We start from the raw sequence: 21,252 nt of genomic DNA, 5'->3' as shown, positions 1-21,252 counted from the left end.
TTCATACCTTTCCATGAGGCTTTTGGGGACGGAGCTCGGCGCGGCAGCGGATGATCTGCGCAGCGATGGAGACCGCGATCTCGGCGGGGGTGACGGCGAGGATGTCCTCGCCGATGGGCAGGTGGACCGCGTCGGCGGCCGCTCGGTCGATGCCGCGCTCCACGAGGGCGTCGCGGACAAAGGCGGCCTTGCGACGGCTGCCGATGCAGCCCACGTAGGCCGGGCGGTGGGGCAAGACGCGCTCGAGGACGGCGGCGTCGCCCAGGTGCCCATGGGTGAGGACGACGACGTAGTCGCGCGGGGTGATGTGCGTATAGGAGTCGAGGTCCTCAAACGCGCCGCAGGTCACGTTACGCGCGGCGGGGAAATTCGCGGGGTCGCAGACCCCCTCGCGGTCATCAACGACGTCCACGACGAACCCGACCGAGGCGAGCACGGGCACGAGCGCCCGCCCCACATGGCCGCCGCCGAAGACGTAGCAGACGGGCTCGGCGCCCACAGGCTCGGCGTAGCGCAAGCGCCCCTCGTCCCAGGCGGGCACGTCGCAGCCGTCGCCCTCGCAAAGCACAAAGACGCGCGGGGCGGACGGGTCGGACCAGTCCTCGACGAGCCAGGCGGCCTCGCCGGAATCGACGGCGCGCGCGAGGTCGTCGAGCCACGCGGCGTCGCCCGCGCCCAAAAGGCGGACGGCGAGAAGCGCGTCGCCGCCGCAGGCCATGGCGTTCTTCTCGTGGGTCATCCACTCGAGGGACGCGGGCGTGGGCCCGCCCGCCGAGGCGGCGCGAAGAAGCTCCCCGCAGCGGCGCTGGACGATGAACTCGATGTTGCCGCCGCCGACCGTGCCCAGGTAGGAGCCATCGGCGAGGCCGAGCATGCGGGCGCCCTCGTGGCGAGGCATCGAGCCCTTGGTGGAGAGCAGGCTCGCCAGGGCGACGGGCCGGCCCGCCGCGAGCTCGGCGCGGGCGGCGGCGAGGATCTTGGGGTCGTTTATGGTTCCAGCGACATCGTTCACGCGAACGCCTCCGCGCCGTCGAGGTCGAGACCCTCGGCCGCGGCCGCGGCCACCACGGGCGCAGGGCTGCTCGACGCAAACCCGCCGCAGGTCAAAGCACCTGTGAGATGAAGAATAGCCTCGAGCACTCCCCCGCCGACGGCGCTCGCCTTGTCGGAGGTCGTGCGGATGTACTCGGGGCGGCAGCGCGGGTCCACGTCGCCGGATTTGAGCCCGCGTCGGACCTCGACGCCCTCCTGCAGAAGGCCGCGGACGACGCCGTCGATGGTCGCGCACATGAGTTGGCCGGCCACGGTGCCGCAGACATCGCCCGCGTGGACCTCGTCCCCGATGCGCACGCAGGGCTCGAAGACGCCGTCGGCGGGGGCGCGAAGCACCCGCTCGCCGGCGTAGCCGCCGATGAGGCCGGGGATCGCCGTGTTCGCAATGGGCGAGCCTTGGTAATAAACGCGCCCAAGGTAGTGGCCGCGCATGGTCTCAACTGCGGCATCCACGTCCACCTGGGCGGTGAAGCCGGGGCCCACGCCGATGACGACGGGGGCCATGCCGCGGGTGGTGCCGAGGTTCTTCTTTGCGAGGATGGCGTCGACGAGGACGTCGGGCGCGAGCGCGGGCACAAGGGCCGCCTCGGGGTCCACGAGCACGGCCACGTCGCCCGCGGCGACGGCCGAGCGCGCCGCTTGGGCGTCGGCGCAGAGCACGCCGCGCACGTCCTCGACGGTCGTCTCGCCGAGGCGGATAGCCTCCGAGAAGCAGACCGTGCGGCGGATGGAGGTGGGAACGGCGAGGTCGGCCATGACGACCTGCAGGCCGCAGCGGTGAAGACGCAGCGCGATGCCCGTGGCGATGTCCCCCGCGCCGCGAACGTAGACCAGCATCGAGACCCCTCCCTTAACGCTTGGCGTTACAATCGACCTATCAATGGTAACAGCAAAGCGTATGGGCGTTATATCCTGCTTGCATCAACGCTTAGCTGCTCGGATGTGTTTGCAACTCGTTATGTGCGGCTTGATTTCTTACTAATTGTTAGGTTGCCTAATGAAATTGCAGGAAGCGCTTCGCGTGCACAGAGGGGTCACGGCGGTCGTCGGCAGCGGCGGCAAGACGACCCTGCTGCGCGAGCTTTCCCGCGAGCTCATCGACGACGGTTCCACCGTTGTCCTGGCCACGAGCACGCGGATCCTGCCGTTCGACGACGTGGCCACGGTGAGCGGGACCGACGAGGAGGCGGTGGCGGCCTCCCTGGCGAAGCACGGCGTCGCCTGCGTCGGCGAGCCCGCCGAGAAGGGCAAGCTCGCCGCCCCCGCAATGGGCTTCGGGCGCCTGGCGGCGCTCGCAGACTACGTGCTCGTCGAGGCGGACGGCAGCAAGCGGCTGCCCCTCAAGGCGCACGCGGCGTGGGAGCCGGTCGTGCCGCAGGAGGCGAAGCGGGCCATTCTCGTCGTGGGCGCGAGCGGCTTCGGCGGGCGCGTGGCAAGCGCGGTGCACCGGCCTGAGCTCTTCTGCGAGCTCGCGGGATGCGCGCAGGCAGACGCAGCGACGCCCGAGCTCATCGCCCGCATCATCGCCGCGGAAGCGCTGGCGGACACCGTGGTCGTCAACCAAGCCGAGACGCCCGGCGCCCTTGCCGCCGCGAGCAGGCTGGCCGCGCGCCTCACCGAACCCGTCTTTGCCGGCAGCCTGCGCGGCCACGAGCTCCAAAGGGCGTGATATGTGCTGAACCAACCGTTAAGCGGCCGCTCAAACGCTATAGTTAACAAGCTTTGCAAGCAAACGGAAAAGGGATCGAATGAAGAAGATGCTCAAGGAGTTCGAGGAGTTCATCAACCGCGGCAATGTGATGGACATGGCGGTCGGCGTCATCGTCGGCGGTGCGTTCACCTCCATCGTGACCGCGCTCACCGACAACATCATCAACCCGCTGATCGCGGCCCTCATCGGCGGCGGCATCGACTCCATCAGCGGCCTCGTCGTCCCCGGCACCAACATCAACTTCGGTAAGTTCATCGGCGCGATCATCAACTTCCTCATCGTCGCATTCATCGTGTTCTTGCTGGTCAAGGCCGTTAACTCCGCCGAGAAGCTCGCCGAGAAGGCCGCCCATCACGAGGAGGAGAAGGCTGCTCCCGCCCCCACCTGCCCCTACTGCCTGGACGAGGTCAAGCCCGGCGCCACCAAGTGCTGCCACTGCGGCAGCGACCTTCCGCACGAGGAGCCCGAGGCCGAGGCCGCCGAGGAGACCGAGCCGGGCACCGAAGACGCCGAATAGCGCAAGAGCTCCTCAGCTCGAATTCAAGCAACAGAAAAAACCGGCCGCGATGCACGTCGCGGCCGGTTTTCTTGTTGCTCGGTAAGGCTTAGGCTTACAGGTATGCCACAGCCTTGATCTCGACCTTGGCGGCCTTGGGCAGGCCGGCGACCTCGAAGCAGGCGCGGGCGGGGTACGGCTCGGTGAAGAATCCGGCGTAGACCTCGTTCACGGCCGCGAAGTCGGCCAGGTCGGCGAGGAGCACGGTGGTCTCGGCCACGTTGGCCATGGTGGCGCCGGTGGCCTCGAGGATGTTCTGCACGTTGGTCAAGCTCTGGCGGGCCTGCTCGACGGCGGTCTCGCCCGCGAACTCGCCGGTCTCGGGCACGACGCCGAGCTGGCCGGAGACGTGGATGACGTTGCCGGAGACGACGCCGGCGGAGTAGGGGCCGAGGGCCGCGGGGGCCTTGTCGGTAACGATGGCCTTGTTCATTGGTGGTTCTCCTTTTCTCTATGCACTGCTCCTATGAGCTGGTACGCAATCACATGATAAGACGAGGGGGACAGCCCCTTCGTCCTATCGAGAGACGAAGGCGCCGGGCTTGGCGCCGGTGGGTTCGCCGTCCTTAGCCACGAGCTCGCCGCCCACGTAGACGAGATGCGCGCGGCCGCGGCACTGGAAGCCCTCATACGGTGTGTGGTCGACGGCCTGGTGCTGGGTGGCGGCGCTGATGGTCCAGCGGGCCTCGGGGTCCCACACGCACACGTCGGCGTCGGCGCCCTCGGCCAGGCGGCCCTTGCGCGGCCACATGCCGAAGACGCGCGCGGGATTCTCGCTCATGAGGCGGCAAAGGTCCTCGGGGCCGAGCTGGCCCGCGAAGCTCGTGGCGACGAGCGCCGGGCGGTGCTCGATGCCCGCGCCGCCGTTGGGGATCTTGCGGAAGTCGCCGCGGCCGCGCTCTTTCTGCCCGTGGAGGTTGAAGCTGCAGTGGTCGGTGGCGATGGTGTCGACCTCGCCGGCAAGAAGCGCGTCGCGCAGGGCCGCGACGTCGGCCGGCTTGCGCAGAGGCGGGCTCATCACGTACTTCGCGCCCGCGAAGCCGTCGTCGCCCTCCTCCTTGTAGCGTGAGTCGTCGAGCAGCAGGTACTGCGGGCAGGTCTCGACGAAGATGTTCTGCTGGCCGCGCGCCTTGGCGTCGCGGATGGCCTCGAGGCCGAGCTTCGTCGAGAGGTGCACGACGTTCACACGTGCGTCGCCGGCGAGGCGCGCGATGTAGAGCAGGCGGCCGATGGCCTCCGCCTCGCACACGTCCGGGCGGCTTAAGGGGTGCCCCTCGGGGCCCGTCACGCCGGAGTCGAAGACGCGCTGCTGCAGGCGATTGACCAGCGTGCCGTTCTCGCAGTGGACGCAGAGCGTGGCGCCGAGCGGCTTCAGGGCCTCGAGGACCTCGAGCGTCTCGGCGTCGTCCAGGCGCAGGTGGTCGTAGGCGAAGTACGTCTTGAAGGAGCAGACGCCCTGCTCGCGCATGGCGGCGAGGTCGCGTCGGTTCTCCTCGTTCCACTCGGCGAGCGCCATGTGGAAGGCGTAGTTTGCGGTGCAGGTGCCGTCGGCGCGGCGATGCCACTCGGCGAGCGCGTCGGGCATGGTTACGCCGCGGTCGGCCGTGGCATAGTCGACCACGGTGGTCGTGCCGCCGCAGGCCGCGGCGCGGGTGCCCGTCTCGAAGCTGTCGGCCGTCCAGTCCATGCCCGTCCAGCACTGCAGGTGCGTGTGGGCGTCGATGAAGCCGGGAAAGACCCAGCAGCCGGAGACGTCCACGACCTCGTCGCCTTCGGCCGCGTCGATGTGGTCGGCGACGCGCGCGATCTTTCCGTCGTCGAGCGCGACGTCCCCAAGACGCGCGCCCTCGGGCGTGACCAGGGTGCCGTTCGCAAGGATCTTCATGCAAGTCCTCCTTAAACCCTAGAGGGCGGCCTCGAGGCGCTCGAGGTCCTCCCTCGTATCACAGTCGCGGATCTCCAGCTCGTCTCTTGCCTCGACGATGCGCACGCGGACGCCGAGCTCCTGTCTGCGGGCAAGAAGCGCGCTGCCGCCGGCGTCGCCCTCGAGCGCCGCCAGCGCGGGCAGTTCCTCGGCGGGCCACAGGATCGGGCTCGCGGGGGCGCCCCTCCAGCCGAGACGCACGATGCTGCCCGGGTGGCGCTGGAAGTCCGCCACCAGGGCCCGAACGCTCTCCTCGCGAAGAAGCGGCTGGTCACCGGGCACAAAGAGGCACCCGGCGACGCCCGGCAGCGCCTTGAGGCCCACGCGAACGGTGTCTGATTGCAAGGGGCCGTCGTGGCGCACGCAGCGCACGCCGACCGTGTCGCAGAGCTCCTCGACCTCGGGGTGGCGCGTGACCACGACGACGTCGAGGGTATCGTCCGGCAAGGCTGCGAGCGTGCGCTCGAGCACGGGGACGCCCGCCAGCGGCTCGATGAGCTTATTGGCGCCGAAGCGGCGGGCAAGGCCGGACGCCATGACCACGCAGCCCACGCGGGGCACGCCGCAGAAGCCGCTGAAACACTCGTCGAAGTTGCGTCGCAGGTCCTCGGTGCAGGCGTGCTCGAAGGCCTCGTAGCGGGCGAGCAGGTCCTTCGCCTCGTCAGTGAGGCGGCTGCCTCCCCCGCCGGCCCCGCCGATGGTCCGCTCGGTCAGCTTGAAGCCGAAGGCGGCCTCGGCGTCCTTTACCAGGCGCGTCGCCTTGGTGTAGGCCATGCCCATCGACACCGCGGCGGCACGGAGGCTGCCCGTCTCCTCGACGCGCAGGAGCAGCTCGCGAGGACCGGGGCCGAAGGCGCGCGAGCCCTCGTCGCCGAGCAGGTATGCCCTCAGGTCTGGACGCACGCGCACCTCCTCAAGCACTGGCCGACCGGCGTTGCGTCACCGGTGAGATAACGGTTGGCACCACTATACACGCTATGCGCTACCTGCGGCGCGTTTAATTGCGTACAAGTGGAACAGTCCCCCTTGTCCGCAAAGGGACTGTCCCCCTTGTCCGCAAAGGGACTGTCCCACTTGTCCGCAAACGGACTGTCCCACTTGTCCGCAAGGGATCGTCCCGGTGTCTTATTCGGCGCGGATCACGGTGCCGGTCTTGCCGGCGATGCCGTCGGCCGCGCGGTCGAGCAGCGTGATGAGGGCGTGGCGGCCGGGCTTCGACTCGGCGAAGCGCACGCAGGCCTCGACCTTGGGCAGCATGCTGCCGGGGGCGAACTGGCCCTCGTCGATGTAGGCGCGGGCCTCTTCGGGGGTGAGCTCGTCGAGCCAGCGCTGGTCGGGCTTGCCGAAGTTCACGGCGACCTTCTCCACCGCGGTAAGGATGACGAGGTAGTCCGCATCGAGCGACTCGGCGAGAAGCTCCGCCGCGAAGTCCTTGTCGATGACGGCAGCCGCGCCCTTGAGGTGATGGTGGACGCCCGTGGGCACGACCGGGACGCCTCCCCCGCCGCAGCAGATGACCACATGGTCGGCCGCGACGAGGCTGTCGATGGTGTCCAGCTCGACGATGCGGCGGGGCTTGGGCGAGGCGACCACGCGGCGGTACCCGCGCCCCGCGTCCTCGACGAATTCGTAGCCGCGGTCGCGCTTGAGGGCCTCAGCCTCCTCGAGCGTCATGAACGACCCGATGGGCTTGGTGGGGTGCTCGAAGGCGGGGTCGGTCGGGTCGACCTCGACCTGCGTGAGGACCGTGGTGACGCCGTGGGTGACGCCGCGGCACTCCATCTCCTCGCGCAGGGCGTTCTGCAGGTCGTAGCCGATGTAGCCCTGGCTCATGGCGCCGCAAACCGACAGCGGGCAGGGGATGTATTTCTCGGGGTCGGATCGCGTGAGCTCGGTCATGGCGTTGGCGATCATGCCGACCTGCGGGCCGTTGCCGTGGACGACCGCGACGTCGTTGCCCTGCTCGAGCAAGTCGACGATGGCCACGGCCGTGTTGCGCACGGCAATCGCCTGCTCGGGGAGGTTCTTGCCGAGGGCGTTGCCGCCCAGCGCGATGACGATCTTCTTGCCCATGAGGGCCCCTCTCCTTTAAGGGTGGAAAACGGTAAGGCTTCGCCCAACCCGCCGCAGGCAGGGCCTGCGCCGCGTTAAGGAACGCCGCCCGCCGGGGGGGATTGACCCGGCGGGCGGTTATGAAGCAAGTGAGGTTTTAGGCCTGGTACCAGCGCGGGGTTGCGCGCTCCTCGAGGGCCGCGAGCGTGGCCACGGGGTCGGCGACCTTCTGCAGGAACATCATGGCCGCGATGGCGTAGGGCTTGTAGCTGGCCTCCTTGTACATGCCGACGCGGTGCATGTCGAAGACGTCGGCCATGACCTCGCCGTGCTCGCAGGAGACGCCGGAGATATCGGCGGGCAGCGGGTGCATGAAGATGGTGTCCTGGCCGTTGGCCGTCTTGGCCATGAGGTCGGTCGTGGAGCACCAGTCCTGGTGCGTGGCGTTCTGGGCGAGAAGCTCCTTCTCGAGGGCCTTGATGCCCTCGTCGTCGCCCTCGGCGTAGAGGTTCGTGCGCTTCTCCATGGCGGCGAAGGGGGCCCAGGACTTGGGGATCACGATGTCGGCGCCCTCGAAGGCCTCGGCCATGGTGTTGACCTGCTTAAAGGTGCAGCCGTTCTCGGCGGAGTAGGCCTTGGCGGCCTCGACGCGGTCGGCCATGAGGTCGTAGCCCTCGGGGTGGGCCAGCGTGACGTCCATGCCGAAGCGCGGCAGCAGGCTGATCAGCGACTGCGGGCACGAGAGGGGCTTGCCGTAGGAGGGCGAGTAGGCCCAGGTCACGGCCACCTTCTTGCCGCGGAGGTTCTCGAGGCCGCCGAACTCCTCGATGAGGTAGAGCAGGTCGGCTGAGGACTGCGTGGGGTGGTCGGAGTCGGACTGCAGGCTGATGAGCGTCGGACGGTGGTCGAGCACGCCGTCGGCGTAGGCCTGCTGCACGGACTCGGAGACCTCCTGCATGTAGGCGTCGCCCTTGCCGATGTACATGTCGTCGCGGATACCGATGACGTCGGCCATGAAGGAGATCATCGTGGCGGTCTCGCGCACGGTCTCGCCGTGGGCGATCTGGGACTTCTTCTCGTCGAGGTCCTGGAGCTCGAGGCCGAGCAGGTTCGAGGCCTTGGAGAACGAGAAGCGCGTGCGGGTCGAGTTGTCGCGGAAGAGCGAGACCGAGAGGCCCGAGTCGAAGATCTTGGTGGAGATGTTGCGCTCGCGCAGATTGCGCAGGGCCGCGGCCGTGGCGTAAAGGGCGCGCAGCTCATCGGTGGCCTTGTCCCACGTGTGCAGGAAGTCCTCGCCGTAGAGCCCCTTGAAATCGAGGCCGGACAGAGTATCGAGGTACTGCTGAATCTCGCTCATCTGAAATTCCTCTCCATATAAATTCGGTAATTAGTGATTCATCGGCTTCCCCTGGTGCCCCTAGATGGGGCGCCAGGGGAAGCCGCCTAGCGGATGTCGTTGTCGGTGAGGGTGGCGCGGAACGCGGTCGCGTCGGCCATCTCGGCGCTCGGCTCGTAGAGGTTGAGCGCGGCGACGTAGAGGGCGGCGCAGGTCGGCAGGTCCTGCTTATAGGTGACCTCGTTGGGGGCGTGGGCCTGGGACTCGGCGCCGGGGCCGAAGCCGACGCAGGGGATGCCGTAGCGGCCCTGGATGGAGACGCAGTTCGTGGAGAAGGTCCACTTGTCGCAGAGCGGGCGGCCGGTGCGCTTGCTCATCGACTTCTCGCAGCCGATGCGCTCGTCGCCGAAAAGGGCCTTGTGAGCGTCGACGAGGGCCTTGACGTGCGGCGCGGTCTCCTTGTTGATCCACGTCGGAAAGTAAGCCTCGGTCTCGTAGACCTCGCCCGTCCAAGAGGGGCGGTCGTACATGTACATGGAGACCTTGACATCGTCGCCGTACTTCTTGACGGACGGAAGGTTGCGGACCTCCTCGAGGCAGGACTCATAGGTCTCGCCGGCAGTCATGCGGCGGTCGATGGAGATGGCGCAAGAGTCGGCGACGGCGCAGCGGCTCGGGCTCGTGTAGAAGATCTGCGAGACGGTGCAGGTGCCGCGGCCGAGGAAACGGGCGTCCTCATAGTGGTCGGGGTTGAACTCGGGCTCGAGCATCTTGGCGAGGCCCTTGATGCCGGTGGACTCGTTGCAGCCGTTGTTGTTGAGGGCACGGACGTCGGCGATGATGTCGGCCATCTTGTAGATGGCGTTGTCGCCGCGCTCGGGCGCCGAGCCGTGGCAAGAGGTGCCGTGGACGTCGACGCGGATCTCCATGCGGCCGCGGTGGCCGCGGTAGATGCCGCCGTCGGTGGGCTCGGTGGAGATGACGAACTCGGGCTTAATGCCGTCCACGTTGTAGATGTACTGCCAGCACATGCCGTCGCAGTCCTCTTCCTGGACGGTGCCGACGACCATGACCTTGTAGCCCTCGGGGATGAGGCCCATGTCCTTCATCATCTTGGCCGCATAGGTAGCGGCGGCGACGCCGCCCTCCTGGTCAGAGCCGCCGCGGCCGCCGATGAGCTGGTCGTCCTCGAAACCCTCGTAGGGATCGAAATCCCAGTTGTCGCGGTTGCCGATGCCGACGGTGTCGATGTGACCGTCGATGGCGATGATCTTGTCGCCGTCGCCCATGAAGCCCATGACGTTGCCGAGGCCGTCGACCTTGACCTCGTCGAACCCGAGCTTCTCCATCTCGGCCTTGATGCAGGCGACGACCTCACCCTCCTCACAGGACTCGGACGGGTGGGAGATCATGGCGCGCAAAAACGCGGTCATGTCCTCCTGATAGCCCTGGGCGGTCTTCTTGATGAGCTCGAAATCCAGATCCTTAGCCATTTTTGCGAGACCTTTCTCTTGACTGGCAACCATTAAACGAAACGCAGGTGAAGCATGGTGCGGGTTGGTGCAAAGCTTGGTGCAATCTGCGATGCGGGCAGCGCGCGGAGCCTAGCAGGTGGGGTACTCCCCCTCCCAGACGATTTCACGGTACTGCTCGGGGTCGGTATCGCCCTCGGTCGAGAAGCACAGGACGGAGCTCGTGCGGTCGAGGCCGAGCTCGTCGCGCAGCTCAGCGTAGTCGGGGTCGAGCATGAGGGTGGCAACGAGGCCCGTGGTGACGGCCCCGGACTCGCCGGAGATGACGCGCGGGTCGCCCTTCTCGGGGGCGCCGAGCAGGCGCATGCCGCGGGCGGTGACCCAGTCAGGGCAGCTCACGAAGGCCGAGACATGGTTGCGTAGGATGTCCCAGCCGAGGATGTTCGGCTCGCCGCAGCACAAGCCCGCCATGATGGAGGGCATGTCGCCGTCGACGATGCGCGGGTCGCCGTCGCCGGCCGCGGCGCCCTTGTACAGGCAGGCGGCAGGCGCGCACTCGGCCACGACGAAGGTGGGCGGGTTGTCCGGGTAGAGGTTGGTGAAGTAGCCCACGACGGCGCCGGCGAGAGAGCCCACGCCCGCCTGCACGAAGACGTGCGTCGGGCGGTTGATGGCCATGGAGCGCAGCTGCTCGGCGGCCTCGTTGGCCATGGTACCGTAGCCCTCCATGATCCAGGACGGGATCTTCTCGTAGCCCTCCCAGGCGGTGTCCTGCACGATGACGCCGCGCTCGCAGGCGTCGGCCTCGGCCGCGGCCATGCGCACGCACTCGTCGTAGTTGACCTCCTCGATGGTCACGGTCGCGCCCTCGGCTGCGATGTTGTCGAAGCGGGGCTTCGTGGAGCCCTTGGGCATGTGGACGACGGCCTTCTGGCCCAGGCGCTTGGCGGCCCAGGCGACGCCGCGGCCGTGGTTGCCGTCCGTGGCGGTAAAGAACGTGGCCTGGCCGAAGTCGCGGGCCAGCTCATCGGAGGTCAGGTAATCGTAGGTGCAGTCGGCCACGTCGCGGCCGGTCTCGTCCGCGATGTAGTTGGCCATGGCGAAGGAGCCTCCGAGCACCTTGAAAGCGTTGAGGCCGAAGCGGTAGGACTCGTCCTTGACGCAGAGGTTGGCGAGCCCGAGGCGAGCGGCCTGGCCGTCGAGGCGCGCGAGCGGGGTCACGCTGTACTGCGGGAAGCTCCCGTGGAAGGAACGGGCCTTCTCGACGTTCTCGAGGCTCATGATGCCGAGGTGCTTGTCGTCGCTCTTCGGCATGTGGTTGCATGCCCACTGGATCTTCTCGCTCACGTTGCCTCTCCTTTGGTCGGCGCTGCCTATTCCCTATTTTGAATCCAACATTTTGTTTGGGTAACAAACAATATGTCTGCTATTGAATATACGCAGCTCGGCGGCAATATTCAAGCACCGTTTGATGCTACAAGGTGAGCGTTGCATTAATTCCCGTGAACGAGAAGGACGGCCCTTCGCAAAGCGGCTGCGAGCACGTCTCCCGAGCTTGCCGGCAGGGTCGGGGGCAAGCAACATGTTCGGCTGGGTTTCGGGCCCCCGGGCGGTCCGTGCCGCAAAGAAAACGCGGCGAGTTGGTGCGCTCGGGGCCTCGCCGCAAAGAAAACGCGGCGAGTTGGTGCGTTCGGGGTAATTTTGCAAAGAAAACGCGCCCGCTTGGTGCGTTCGGGACCAAGCGAAGCCGTTTTCTTTGCAAACAGACCAAGCGGAGCCGTTTTCTTTGCGGGACAGACCAAGCGGAGCCGTTTTCTTTGCAGGGACGGCGCTGCGTCGGCGGGGCGCCGGCACTAACCAGGTGTTCGTCAGGCGGCGGCTAGACAAGTCCCGACGAGGCCAGGTCGCGATCGACGAGGCCGCGAAGGTAGTCGGAGCGCTTGAGGCCGAGCTGGGCGGCGCGAGCGTCGATGAGCGCCACGCGGCTCTTCGGCTCCTTGAACCCGACCTGGCGCATCTCTTCCCCGAACTTCATGGGCCGGCCGGGCCCCGTGATAACAGGACCGCGCGGCTCGCTGGGAAGAATGCCCTGGGAGACGTACTTCTCCCATTGCTCAAGCTGCTCGGGCGTGATTCCGAACCGCTCCTCGACCTGTTGCGCGGACAAGGCCTTCATCTCTCCCCTCCCGATAAGCCGAGTTCCTTCAGCAAGAAATCTGCGGAGACGTCATCGCATTGCGACGAGACCTTGAAGTGGGTGCGCACAGAAGTCTCACACGCCCCTCTACCGCATTTTGTACAACGTCATCGTATCCCACGGATGCCGAGACCTGCGAGGAAATTCGTAAAACGTTATACATGGTCAGCCGTCCCCTCTCCGCTGACGTCAGGGGGCAACCATGCCTGACACACCGACCAGCAATTGCCGCGCTGCCCAGCAGAGCGGCGCCACCGCTCCGCACCTTTAGGAGCCGGTCAAAAAGAACACGCCGACCTGTCGTGCCCGCAAGTGGTGACAGGCACGGGCCGCACATTCTTCCGGCCAGCGTGTCGCCGGCTTCATGATTTGCCGACCTCCTTGCCACGCCCGAGCGCGTACAGCCCGACCCAGTCACCACTTGCAAGCCTCCGTCGCGGCAAATAAGACGAAGGGACCGTCCCCTTGTCTTATGCGAGGTCGATGAGGCGGCCGGCGACGTATTTACGGGTGAGGCGAGCGCCCTCGCTGCCGAGGTGGACGCAGCGCTCGAGGCGCTCGAGGGGCAAGAGGTCGCGCGGCCCGGCGAGCGCAGAGTCGTCGACCACCAGCGCGTCGAACTCGTAGCCTTCCTCGAACTTGCCGACGAAGCCGAAGAAGGAGCCGCCGCCCACGGTGGCGAGCCAGAAGGCTTCTTGCCAGGTGAGGGGCGCAAGCGCCTGGTCGACGAGGCGCCAGCGGAGCTTGGAGGCCGCCACGGCATCGCTCATCGCGCGCCACATCGAGAGACTCGCACCGCCGGCCACGTCGGAGCCGAGCCCGACCGAGAGCCCCTCGTCCAAATAGCGCCGGATCGGCGCGATGCCGCTGGCCAGCTGCGTGTTGCTCTGCGGGCAGTGCGCCACGTAGGTGCCCGTGCGCCGCAGCAGCTCGACCTCATCGTCCGTCGAGTAGACGCAGTGCGCCATGACCGTGCGGGGGCCCAAAAGGCCGAAGAAGTTATACGCCTCGCCGTAGCAGCTTGCCCACGGGCAAAGCTCGCCGACCCACTTGACCTCGGAGAGGTTCTCGGAAAGGTGGCTTTGAACCGGCACGTCGAACTCCTCGCGGATCCACCCGAGGTCCTTCATGAGGCCATCCGTCACGCTCGGCGTGAAGCGCGGGGTGAGGATCGGGGCCGTGCGCTCGTAGCGCCCAATGACGTCGTCCAGCCATCGACGGGTGGCGGCTGCCGATGCTTGGCTCGTCTCCACGAGCGAGAGCGGCGAGTTGCGGTCCATGTTGACCTTGCCGACGTAGCTCACGAGGCCTGTGGCCTCGAGTTTATTCATCAAGACCTTGGTCGCGGGCACATGGATGGTCCCGAAGACGACGGCGCGGCACGTGGCGCTGCGGCGCAGGTCATCGACAAAGACGGTGTACGCGCGCTCGGCATAGTCCAGGTCTCGGTAGCGCGCCTCCTCGGGGAAGGTATAGGCGTTCAGCCAATCGAGCAGCTCGCGGTCCATGCCGAGGCCGCGGAAGGTGTATTGGGGCGCATGCACGTGTATGTCGCTCATGCCAGGGACCACGAGGGCGTCGCCACAGTCAATGAGCGGCAGGCCAGCGTATACGTCGGGCAGCTCAGCCGCCTCCCACACGCCGGCGCATGTGCCGCCTGCGCACACGGCGCAGCCGCCCTCGACGCACTCGACCTCCGTTTTCGAGGAGCTCCAGCAGATGTTTCCCTTAAGAACGAACGACTCGCCGGCCATATGACCATCCCGTATTACTTGAGCCAACCCTTACACCAAGCTACCTCGAATCACTGCCCTCGATGACGCGAACCCGCTGGTAGAGCCAGTCGTTCGTCGGCGTGATGATGCCGTGGGCACGTCCGAGCTCGCGGATGGTGCCGGCGAACTCCTCCACCTCCGTGAGCTTTCCGTTCACGCGGTCCTGCGCCATCGACGGCATGCCGGCGGGGTCGAGCCCGCGCACAAGATCCACCATCGCCGAGAGGTCCGCCTCGGTGAGCCCCACGCCCTCGGCCTCGGCCACGGCCCGCGCCTCACGCATAGCGGCCACGAAACAGCGCAGCTGCTCGCCGCTCGGCTCGAGCACGCTGCCGTACGTCCCTCCGTAGACCATGCACGTCTGGTTGAGGCCGACGTTCAGCATGAGCTTCGTCCACAAGCGCCGCACGATGTCGGTCTCAACGGTGTGGCTGATGCCGGCCCGCGCGTACAGGTCGGCGAGGTCGTCCACTACGCCGGCCTCGGTACCCTCCGCCGCGCCGAAGCGAATCTCGCCGGAGTGCGTGTACGTCATGGCGTCGCCGATAAAGACCGCGTCCATGCCCTGCGCGACCGAGAGCACCGTGCGCCCCCAGCCGAAGCGCTCGGCGATCGCCCTCTCGCTGCGGATGCCGTTGCACAGCGACGCGATCCGCGTCTGCGGGCCGACGACCGCTTCCATGGTGTCAAGCGCCGCGGCGAGCCCCGTCGTCTTGATGGTGACGATGACCGCATCCGCCAACTGAGCCCTGCTCGCAGGCACCGTCGCGATGCCGCAAGGCTCGCCGTTGATGGTCACGGCATCGTCGGCGTGACGGGCGTAGCGCTCGCCGTCCATGACGAACTCGACCGTGCCCGCGCCCAGCGCCGACTCGATCATAGAGCCGTAGAGCAGGCCCACGGCACCCTTTCCGATGATGGCGACCTTCTCGATATGCATATACGCCCCCTCGTCTCTGCCCAGCGGCCGCCGAGCGGCCCGCGTACGGGTCCATCTTCGCATTCGGTTATGCTAGCGGGGATTGAGAAAGCGTCGTTTTTGCGAGAAGAGAAGCACTCGACTCGCGGTTCGGAGGTAAACATGGTCGATATCGTCAGCGCTGAGGAGGCCAAGCGCCTCGTGGCCGCGGCCAGCCCCGACCGCCAGATCGCCGAGAACGACACGCTCGCCGCCTCCGCCATGAAGTGGGCCATCCATAACGCCATCGGTCGCACCGATGCCCGCATCCGCACCTACGCGAGGTTCGGCAAGGCCCAGCTCTCGGTCAAGTTCGCCCCAAGCGACATCGACTGCGCAGGCGAGGGCAACTCCTTCTACAACGACCTCGTGGGCAACTCGAACACCTACGTGGCCGACGCCATCTGCGACATCATCTACGGCCGCGAGCAGGACATGATCAGCCCCATCCAGACCGCCCGTCTGCTCAACACCTATTCCACGCAGCTCGCCAAATTCGTGCGCGACCTCGAGCGCCTCGGCTACGCTGTGCGCGTAGGCAGCGGCGCCGAGAAGGGCAACGGCAAGATGGACGACTCCACCATCATCATCAACTGGGCGTAGGTCACCGCCTGCGGTTTGGGGCCGATTGGCACACCTATTCAGTATCGCTATTCCGTCTTCCTGGTCCCGTCGTTGCGCGTATCTGGTACCGGCGCCGAGCTTACCGACAGGGACGCGGTGCAAAGAAAAGGCCCCCGCTTGGTCCAATCGGGACCAAGCGGGGGCCTTTTCTTTGCAAAACCGACCAACGCGAGGCGTTTTCCTTGCAGGACGGACCAAGCGAATCCGTTTTCTTTGCAAGAAGACCAAGCGGCAACGTTTTCTTTGCGGGCGACGTAAACCTGCCAGCAGTGACTGGCTCGGACTGCTTGCGCGCGGGCGCGGCGAGAGGGACGGAGAGGCATTCCCCTTGAGGCCTAAGGCGCCCTACTCCTGCTCGCCGCAGGTGCCGTGGACGATCTCGATTGCGCGCTCAACGCCGTTGATCACGTTCTGGTAACCCGTGCAGCGGCAGAGGTGGCCCGAGAGGTTCTTACGGATCTCATCGCGCGTGTAGGTCTTGCCCGAATCGATCATCTCCATGGCGCTCATGATGATGCCGGGGATGCAGAAGCCGCACTGCACCGCGAACTCGTCAATAAATGCCTGTTGAACAGGGTTAAGTGTGCCGTCGGGTGCCTGCAGGCCCTCAACGGTCAGGATGTTTTTGCCCTCGGCCCAGCTCGTCAGGTAAAGGCAGGTGTCGATAGCGACGCCGTCTATGAGCACCGTGCAGGCGCCGCACTCCCCCACCTCGCAGCCGCGCTTGACGCTCGTGAGTCCGAGGCGGTTTCGCAAAGTGTCGAGCAGGCTCTCGCGCGGGTCGTAGCCCACCTGGGTCCGCTTGCCGTTGACGGTGCAGGTCAAGATCCTCATGTCCATCAGATGCTCGCCCCTCCCTTGCGCGCCGCATAGACCAAAGAGCGCTTAGACATCTCTCGGATAAGCTGCAGGCGGAACTCCTTGCTCGCGCGCCACGAGTCGCGCGGGTTCGTGCAGGCGGCAGCGAGCTCACCGATCCTCTCGGCGGCCTCGGCCACGTCCGCGCCGCGAACCGCGTCCTCGGCCGCGAGCGCCCGCATGGGCGTGGGCCCCGCCACGCCGAAAGCGAGACGGATATCGTCAATGGTACGCAGGTCAGAGCCTAGTTTAACCAAGCAGCAGCATCCCATGGTCGTGATCTCGAGCGCGCGTCTCTTGCCGTACTTGAAGTAGTGCCCGCTGAAGCCCTCGTAGTGGTCGCGGGGGATGCGGATGCCGGTGAGGACCTCATCGCGCGCCTTCGTGCTGCGGCCCGGGCCCGCGTACCACTCCTCGATGGGGATGGTCCTCTTGCCGCGCACGGACTCGACGTCCAGGAGCGCCCCGTAGGCGAAGAGCGTGGAGCCGGTGTCGGCCGAGGTCGCGGCCGAGCAGACGTTGCCGCCGATGGTGCCCGAGACGCGCAGCTGCGGGCCGCCCGGGGTGTCGCAGGCCTCGCCGAGCGTCGGCACCGTGGCCTGGATGACGGGGTTTATCGTCACGTGGTGGAACCAGGTGATCGGCCCCACCCAGACCATCCCGTCGTCCTCGAGCCGCACGCCGTCGAGCTCATCGTGCAGCTCGTGGATGCTTACCAGGTGAGCCGGCGCACCCTTGCCCTCGCGCAGCTTGACCAGCACATCCGTGCCGCCTGAGATGACCTCTGCCTCGGGGTCGGCGGCAAGCGCTCGGCAAGCGTCGGCCACGCTCGTGGCCTCATAAAGAGACTCGATGTCGTACATCAGATCAGCCCCGCTTCCTTAAAGCCCTCGAACAGGCGCTGAGGGGTCATGGGCTCCACATAGAACTTGACGCCCGTCGCGTTGAGGACGGCGTCGCGGATGGCGGCCGCCGGCGAGATAGCGGGCGTCTCGCCCACCGCCTTGTTGCCGTAGGGGCCCGTGGGGTCGGGCTTCTCGACGAAATCCGCCTTGAGGTCGGGCAGATCCATCGTGGTCGGAATCTTGTAATCGAGCAGGGTCGGGTTGAGCACGCGCGCGGTCTTGGGGTCGATCTGCAGTTCCTCGTAGAGGCCGTAGCCGATGCCCTGCGCCATGCCGCCGTGAATCTGCTGCTCGACCAGCCTCGGGTTGATGAGGCGCCCGGAATCCTGCACGTTGATGATGCGGTCCACCGTGACCTGCCCGAGGGGGATATCCACCGTGACCTCGGCGAAGGTGCAGCCGCCCGCGATGGCGTTGGTGTGGACGTTGACGGTCTCGTGGGCGCTCAGCTGGTCGGCCGCGTCCAGGTTGTAATACGCCTCGAGGGCGAAGGCGGGCAGGTCCCAGACCTTCTCGCCGTTACCGTCCCAAATGGCGTGGTCGCGCAGGTCGAGCTCGCCGGGGGCATCCGGCGAGAGGCGCCGCGCGAACGCGAGAATCTTGGCCCGCAGCGTCTCGCCGGCCTTCTTGACGGCCGTGCCGGACACGTAGGTTTGGCGCGAGGCATAGGCGCCCGAGTCGTACGGCGTCACGTCGGTGTCCTGCTGCGAGACGATATGGACATCCTCGGTGTCGATGCCGATGGCCTCGGCCGCCATCTGGGAGAAGACGGTATCGGCCCCCTGGCCGATCTCGGTCGCGCCCATCTGCAGCTGGACGGTTCCGTCCTGGTTCAAGGTGAGCTGCGCCGTGGCGGTCTCGAGGGCGAAGGGGGCTACGGCCGTCTTGTACACGAAAAACGAGACGCCCACGCCGCGGCGAATCGGCCCCACCTGGTTTGCGTACTCGGCACGTTTGCGGTCCCAGTCGATGTATTCCTTGCCCTTGGCCGCGCACTCCGGGATGGCGCAAGTGTGCGCGGCGATGACGCCGCCGGGCGTGAACTCGTCCACGAAGGCATCGGTGTAAACGTTCTTGAGGCGGAACTCGAGGCCGTCCCACCCATTGTCGTAGGCGATGTCTCCCATGAGGCACTCGGCTGCCCAGTTGCCCTCCGGCACGCCGTAGGCGCGCATGGCGCCTGTGTGCGGGCCGTTGGTGTGGATGGTATAGGCCTCCGAATGAGTGGCCACCTCGCAGGTGTGGTAGAGCCAGCGGAAGGAGTTCACGGAGTTGAGCACGAGCGCGTGGCCGTGGTGGATGTAGCCGCCGGTATTGGAGTAGGCCACGATCTTGCGGGCATGGAGCGCCATGTCGTCGCCGTAGGAGCACTCGACGTCGAAGGTCTTGGGCTGCCGGCCCGAGGTATCCCAGAAGAGCTCCTCGCGCGACAGCTCGAGACGGACGCACCGGCCGCCTAGCTGCTTGCAGATCCAGGCGTTCAGCGGCTCGTAGTGGACATCTTGCTTGGTTCCGAAGCCACCGCCGATATAGGGCTTGATGACGCGCACATCGCCCCAGGGGATGCCGAGCGCCTGGCCGATGACGCGGCGCACGACGTGCGGGATCTGCGTGGAGGAGACGCAGACGATCTTGTGGCCCTCCATGTAGCAGTAAGAGACGCAGGTCTCGATGTGGACCTGGCTCTGCTCGCGACTCTCGCAGTGGATGGACACGTGGTGATAGGCCGGGTCCTCGAGTGCCTGCTCGACCGTCTCGTAGCCGGCCTCGGCAAGCTTGTCGTCCGAGGTGCGCGCGCAGGTATGGGCCACGATGTTGTCGGGCTTGCGCGCCTGCACGGGCGGGTCCGTGCCAGCGAGGGACTCCAAGGCGTCGTAGACCACGGGGTACTCCTCGTACTCCACGCGAATCTTCTTGAGGGCGCGGTCGCAGGCCACGGCGTCCTCGGCAACAACGACGGCAATGTTGTCGCCGTAGATGCGCACGCGGTCGTCCAGCAGGCGGCGGTCCGCCTGGTCGCGCTTCGCGGCGGCGGAGTCCGCATACCACGGGTGCCCGGCCACTGGGTAGGCGAACTCGGGCACGTCGAAGCAGGTGTAGACCGCAACGACGCCCTCGACCTCGAGCGCCTCAGAGTAATCGATGGAGAGCACCCGGCCATTGGCGATGGTCGAGTGGAGAATCTTGGCTTCCAGGCACGGCTTCGGGCACAGGTCGTCGGTAAACTTCGCGCGACCCGTCACTTTGTCGGCGGCGTCGACACGGACCACGGGGCGTCCCACCTCACGGAGTTCCTGCATGACGTCTCCCCTCTCAAAGAAAGTCTTGCAGCCAAACTAATTTTACGGACGAATACCCGTAACGTTATGCCGTTATACGGCGAGCGGCCACGTTTCTCTCCAAACGGAAGGAATAGGGCTTTGAGCTGGTCGTTATAGTTTGGGATGGTTAACAGCTGTCGCCTAACGTCAGAATGAACCTAGTTCATTTCTTAATAATCACAGGCTCGATTCGCTTAAGGCACGACGGATAACTACGCAGCAAAAAGGGCAGGGCGCCGAAACGCCCCGCCCAAATGCAACGAGCCGACCGGCCCGTTATGTGCCGTCTATCCCTAGAGGGTGGACTTGATGGCCTCGACCTCAGCATCGGTGAGGAAGGAGCCGGTCTTGATCTGCTCGGCGTACTCGTCGATCTTGGTCTGGACGTCGGCCGGGATCTTGTCGGAGAACTTGCCGAGGGAGACGCCGCCGTTCTCCATGTTGGCGGTGATGGCCTTACCCTTGCCGAAGGTGCCGGCCTCGATCTCGTCCATGGCCTGGTCGATCTTCCAGTCGGTCACCGTGGAGGCGATGACGGTAGGCTGGGAGTCGCCGAGGATGTCGATGGGCTGGGAGATGTCGAAGTGGGTGTCGGCGCCGGCGGACTCGAGAGCCTTGCGCGCGCCGTTGTCGACGGCGGAAGCGTCGCCCCACATGACGTCGACGTTATAGGAAGCAATCCACTGCTCGGCAAGCTGGGTGCCCTTGGCGGCGTCGGAGAAGCCGGCCTCGAAGTTGTACTGGCCGGTGATGGAGGCGTCCATCTTCTGGGCCGCGGCCAGGAACGCGGAGTACTTGTTGAGCGTGGAGGGGAGCTTCATGCCGCCGATAAAACCGATGGACTTCGTCTGGGTCATGAGGCCGGCGATGACGCCCGCGAGGGAGCCGAGCTGCACGAAGTCGGGAAGGACGACCTCGACGTTGTCGGTGTTCTCGTACTCGGCGAGCTCCTGGTCGGCGTTGGTGTTGGTGATGAGGAAGTGCACGTTGGGGTGAGAGGCGGCGGCGTCGGCCACGACCTCGGCCCAAGCGGAGGCGAACTGGTTGCCGTTGCCGATGATGAGGTCGACGTCCTGATCGACGTAGGTCTCGGCCGCGGTGGCGTTGTCGGCGGAGGCGGTGTTCTCCTTGGGCTCGAGCATCTCCCAGCCCTCGTGGCTCTCGATGGCGCGCTTGAGGGACTCGTAGTGGGCCTGGTCCCAGCCGCCGTCGGTGACGGTGCCGGACATGATCATGGCAACCTTGCGGGTCTTATTCTCGGAGCTGGAGTCGGAGCTGGAGCTGGAAGAGGAGCCGCCGCAGGCAGCGAGGCCCATGGTGGCGGCAGCGGCGCCGGAGAGCCCGAGGAACTGACGGCGGTCGAGGTTGATCTTGGACATGGTTTCTTCCCTTCGGTTGTGCGGGCGGGTGCCCGCTTCCTATCCCGTCTCGCCCCTCGCGATGGCGGGCCGTGCAAACTACTGCGCGGGCTGAGGGTCGCCGAACAGCCCGCGCGAGATACCTACCTTAG

19 protein-coding genes are annotated in these 21,252 nt (G+C 66.4%); 3 read left to right on the top strand and 16 right to left on the bottom strand.

Features of this window, described 5'->3' with window-relative positions; translation table 11 throughout:
• Nucleotide 1 precedes the first annotated feature (1 nt).
• Both U5709_RS04450 and yqeB read right to left on the bottom strand, forming a co-directional pair.
• The gene (locus tag U5709_RS04450; RefSeq protein WP_321972886.1) at nucleotides 2-1,012 is read right to left on the bottom strand and encodes an XdhC family protein; all 1,011 of its coding nucleotides are present in this window, start codon (nucleotides 1,010-1,012) and stop codon (nucleotides 2-4) included.
• Nucleotides 1,009-1,890 (bottom strand): selenium-dependent molybdenum cofactor biosynthesis protein YqeB, encoded by an 882-nt coding sequence (yqeB, locus tag U5709_RS04445; protein ID WP_321972145.1) that lies wholly within the window; start codon nucleotides 1,888-1,890, stop codon nucleotides 1,009-1,011. Before yqeB ends, U5709_RS04450 begins: the two co-directional genes overlap by 4 nt.
• 160 nt (nucleotides 1,891-2,050) lie before the next feature.
• On the opposite strand from yqeB, the gene yqeC reads away from it, so the two are divergent.
• Entirely contained in the window at nucleotides 2,051-2,722 is a 672-nt protein-coding gene (gene yqeC / locus U5709_RS04440) for a selenium cofactor biosynthesis protein YqeC (protein WP_321972146.1), read from the top strand.
• A 79-nt stretch (nucleotides 2,723-2,801) separates the two neighbouring features.
• On the top strand, nucleotides 2,802-3,281 hold the full coding sequence (gene mscL / locus U5709_RS04435) for a large conductance mechanosensitive channel protein MscL (protein ID WP_321972147.1): 480 nt from the start codon (nucleotides 2,802-2,804) through the stop codon (nucleotides 3,279-3,281).
• A 94-nt stretch (nucleotides 3,282-3,375) separates the two neighbouring features.
• On the opposite strand, the gene U5709_RS04430 is transcribed toward mscL, so the two are convergent.
• The 10 genes from U5709_RS04430 to U5709_RS04385 all read right to left on the bottom strand — a co-directional run bounded on the left by U5709_RS04430 (nucleotide 3,376) and on the right by U5709_RS04385 (nucleotide 15,016).
• A complete protein-coding gene (locus tag U5709_RS04430) occupies nucleotides 3,376-3,753 on the bottom strand; it encodes a Rid family detoxifying hydrolase (protein WP_321972148.1) in 378 nt (125 codons plus the stop codon).
• Nucleotides 3,754-3,837: 84 nt separating this feature from the next.
• Nucleotides 3,838-5,205 (bottom strand): dihydropyrimidinase, encoded by a 1,368-nt coding sequence (gene hydA, locus U5709_RS04425; protein ID WP_321972149.1) that lies wholly within the window; start codon nucleotides 5,203-5,205, stop codon nucleotides 3,838-3,840.
• A gap of 18 nt (nucleotides 5,206-5,223) precedes the next feature.
• Entirely contained in the window at nucleotides 5,224-6,147 is a 924-nt protein-coding gene (locus U5709_RS04420; RefSeq protein WP_321972150.1) for an NTP transferase domain-containing protein, read from the bottom strand.
• Nucleotides 6,148-6,369: 222 nt separating this feature from the next.
• Complete coding sequence (arcC, locus tag U5709_RS04415; protein ID WP_321972151.1) at nucleotides 6,370-7,317, bottom strand: carbamate kinase; 948 nt, start codon at nucleotides 7,315-7,317, stop codon at nucleotides 6,370-6,372.
• 136 nt (nucleotides 7,318-7,453) lie between these two features.
• Nucleotides 7,454-8,653, bottom strand: coding sequence for a knotted carbamoyltransferase YgeW (gene ygeW, locus U5709_RS04410; RefSeq protein WP_321972152.1), 1,200 nt, complete (start codon nucleotides 8,651-8,653; stop codon nucleotides 7,454-7,456).
• Between the two features lie 86 nt (nucleotides 8,654-8,739).
• On the bottom strand, nucleotides 8,740-10,125 hold the full coding sequence (locus U5709_RS04405; protein ID WP_321972885.1) for a YgeY family selenium metabolism-linked hydrolase: 1,386 nt from the start codon (nucleotides 10,123-10,125) through the stop codon (nucleotides 8,740-8,742).
• A gap of 111 nt (nucleotides 10,126-10,236) precedes the next feature.
• Nucleotides 10,237-11,451 carry a diaminopropionate ammonia-lyase gene (dpaL, locus tag U5709_RS04400; RefSeq protein WP_321972154.1) on the bottom strand — a complete coding sequence of 405 codons (1,215 nt, stop codon included), beginning with the start codon at nucleotides 11,449-11,451 and terminating at the stop codon, nucleotides 10,237-10,239.
• Nucleotides 11,452-11,983: 532 nt separating this feature from the next.
• Complete coding sequence (locus tag U5709_RS04395) at nucleotides 11,984-12,280, bottom strand: hypothetical protein (protein WP_321972155.1); 297 nt, start codon at nucleotides 12,278-12,280, stop codon at nucleotides 11,984-11,986.
• Between the two features lie 491 nt (nucleotides 12,281-12,771).
• Nucleotides 12,772-14,055: an amidohydrolase family protein gene (locus U5709_RS04390; RefSeq protein ID WP_321972884.1), complete on the bottom strand. Its 1,284-nt coding sequence runs from the start codon at nucleotides 14,053-14,055 to the stop codon at nucleotides 12,772-12,774.
• A gap of 40 nt (nucleotides 14,056-14,095) precedes the next feature.
• The gene (locus U5709_RS04385; RefSeq protein ID WP_321972883.1) at nucleotides 14,096-15,016 is read right to left on the bottom strand and encodes a 2-dehydropantoate 2-reductase; all 921 of its coding nucleotides are present in this window, start codon (nucleotides 15,014-15,016) and stop codon (nucleotides 14,096-14,098) included.
• 141 nt (nucleotides 15,017-15,157) lie between these two features.
• On the opposite strand from U5709_RS04385, the gene U5709_RS04380 reads away from it, so the two are divergent.
• On the top strand, nucleotides 15,158-15,637 hold the full coding sequence (locus U5709_RS04380; protein WP_321972158.1) for a hypothetical protein: 480 nt from the start codon (nucleotides 15,158-15,160) through the stop codon (nucleotides 15,635-15,637).
• A 366-nt stretch (nucleotides 15,638-16,003) separates the two neighbouring features.
• Here U5709_RS04380 and xdhC read toward each other — a convergent pair whose 3' ends face one another.
• The 4 genes from xdhC to U5709_RS04360 form a co-directional block, all read right to left on the bottom strand.
• Nucleotides 16,004-16,498 carry a xanthine dehydrogenase subunit XdhC gene (xdhC, locus tag U5709_RS04375; protein WP_321972882.1) on the bottom strand — a complete coding sequence of 165 codons (495 nt, stop codon included), beginning with the start codon at nucleotides 16,496-16,498 and terminating at the stop codon, nucleotides 16,004-16,006.
• Entirely contained in the window at nucleotides 16,498-17,379 is an 882-nt protein-coding gene (gene xdhB / locus U5709_RS04370) for a xanthine dehydrogenase subunit XdhB (RefSeq protein WP_321972160.1), read from the bottom strand. The genes xdhC and xdhB overlap by 1 nt, the downstream gene beginning before the upstream one ends.
• A complete protein-coding gene (xdhA, locus tag U5709_RS04365) occupies nucleotides 17,379-19,721 on the bottom strand; it encodes a xanthine dehydrogenase subunit XdhA (RefSeq protein WP_321972161.1) in 2,343 nt (780 codons plus the stop codon). Before xdhA ends, xdhB begins: the two co-directional genes overlap by 1 nt.
• A 314-nt stretch (nucleotides 19,722-20,035) precedes the next feature.
• Nucleotides 20,036-21,121, bottom strand: a complete 1,086-nt coding sequence (locus U5709_RS04360; protein ID WP_321972162.1) for a BMP family lipoprotein — start codon at nucleotides 21,119-21,121, stop codon at nucleotides 20,036-20,038.
• Between the last annotated feature and the right edge of the window lie 131 nt (nucleotides 21,122-21,252).

The sequence above is a fragment of the Paratractidigestivibacter sp. genome (assembly GCF_963660155.1).
Classification (GTDB): Bacteria; Actinomycetota; Coriobacteriia; order Coriobacteriales; family Atopobiaceae; genus Paratractidigestivibacter.
Note: the sequence above shows the minus strand (reverse complement) of the source record. Positions and strands in the feature narration are given on the sequence as shown.

Coding starts and splice junctions, on each gene's coding strand:
- yqeB (WP_321972145.1), bottom strand. CDS start 1,890: ATGCTGGTCTACGTTCGCGGCGCGGGGGACATCGCCACGGGCATCGCG.
- yqeC (WP_321972146.1), top strand. CDS start 2,051: ATGAAATTGCAGGAAGCGCTTCGCGTGCACAGAGGGGTCACGGCGGTC.
- mscL (WP_321972147.1), top strand. CDS start 2,802: ATGAAGAAGATGCTCAAGGAGTTCGAGGAGTTCATCAACCGCGGCAAT.
- U5709_RS04430 (WP_321972148.1), bottom strand. CDS start 3,753: ATGAACAAGGCCATCGTTACCGACAAGGCCCCCGCGGCCCTCGGCCCC.
- hydA (WP_321972149.1), bottom strand. CDS start 5,205: ATGAAGATCCTTGCGAACGGCACCCTGGTCACGCCCGAGGGCGCGCGT.
- arcC (WP_321972151.1), bottom strand. CDS start 7,317: ATGGGCAAGAAGATCGTCATCGCGCTGGGCGGCAACGCCCTCGGCAAG.
- ygeW (WP_321972152.1), bottom strand. CDS start 8,653: ATGAGCGAGATTCAGCAGTACCTCGATACTCTGTCCGGCCTCGATTTC.
- U5709_RS04405 (WP_321972885.1), bottom strand. CDS start 10,125: ATGGCTAAGGATCTGGATTTCGAGCTCATCAAGAAGACCGCCCAGGGC.
- U5709_RS04395 (WP_321972155.1), bottom strand. CDS start 12,280: ATGAAGGCCTTGTCCGCGCAACAGGTCGAGGAGCGGTTCGGAATCACG.
- U5709_RS04390 (WP_321972884.1), bottom strand. CDS start 14,055: ATGGCCGGCGAGTCGTTCGTTCTTAAGGGAAACATCTGCTGGAGCTCC.
- U5709_RS04385 (WP_321972883.1), bottom strand. CDS start 15,016: ATGCATATCGAGAAGGTCGCCATCATCGGAAAGGGTGCCGTGGGCCTG.
- U5709_RS04380 (WP_321972158.1), top strand. CDS start 15,158: ATGGTCGATATCGTCAGCGCTGAGGAGGCCAAGCGCCTCGTGGCCGCG.
- xdhC (WP_321972882.1), bottom strand. CDS start 16,498: ATGGACATGAGGATCTTGACCTGCACCGTCAACGGCAAGCGGACCCAG.
- xdhB (WP_321972160.1), bottom strand. CDS start 17,379: ATGTACGACATCGAGTCTCTTTATGAGGCCACGAGCGTGGCCGACGCT.
- xdhA (WP_321972161.1), bottom strand. CDS start 19,721: ATGCAGGAACTCCGTGAGGTGGGACGCCCCGTGGTCCGTGTCGACGCC.
- U5709_RS04360 (WP_321972162.1), bottom strand. CDS start 21,121: ATGTCCAAGATCAACCTCGACCGCCGTCAGTTCCTCGGGCTCTCCGGC.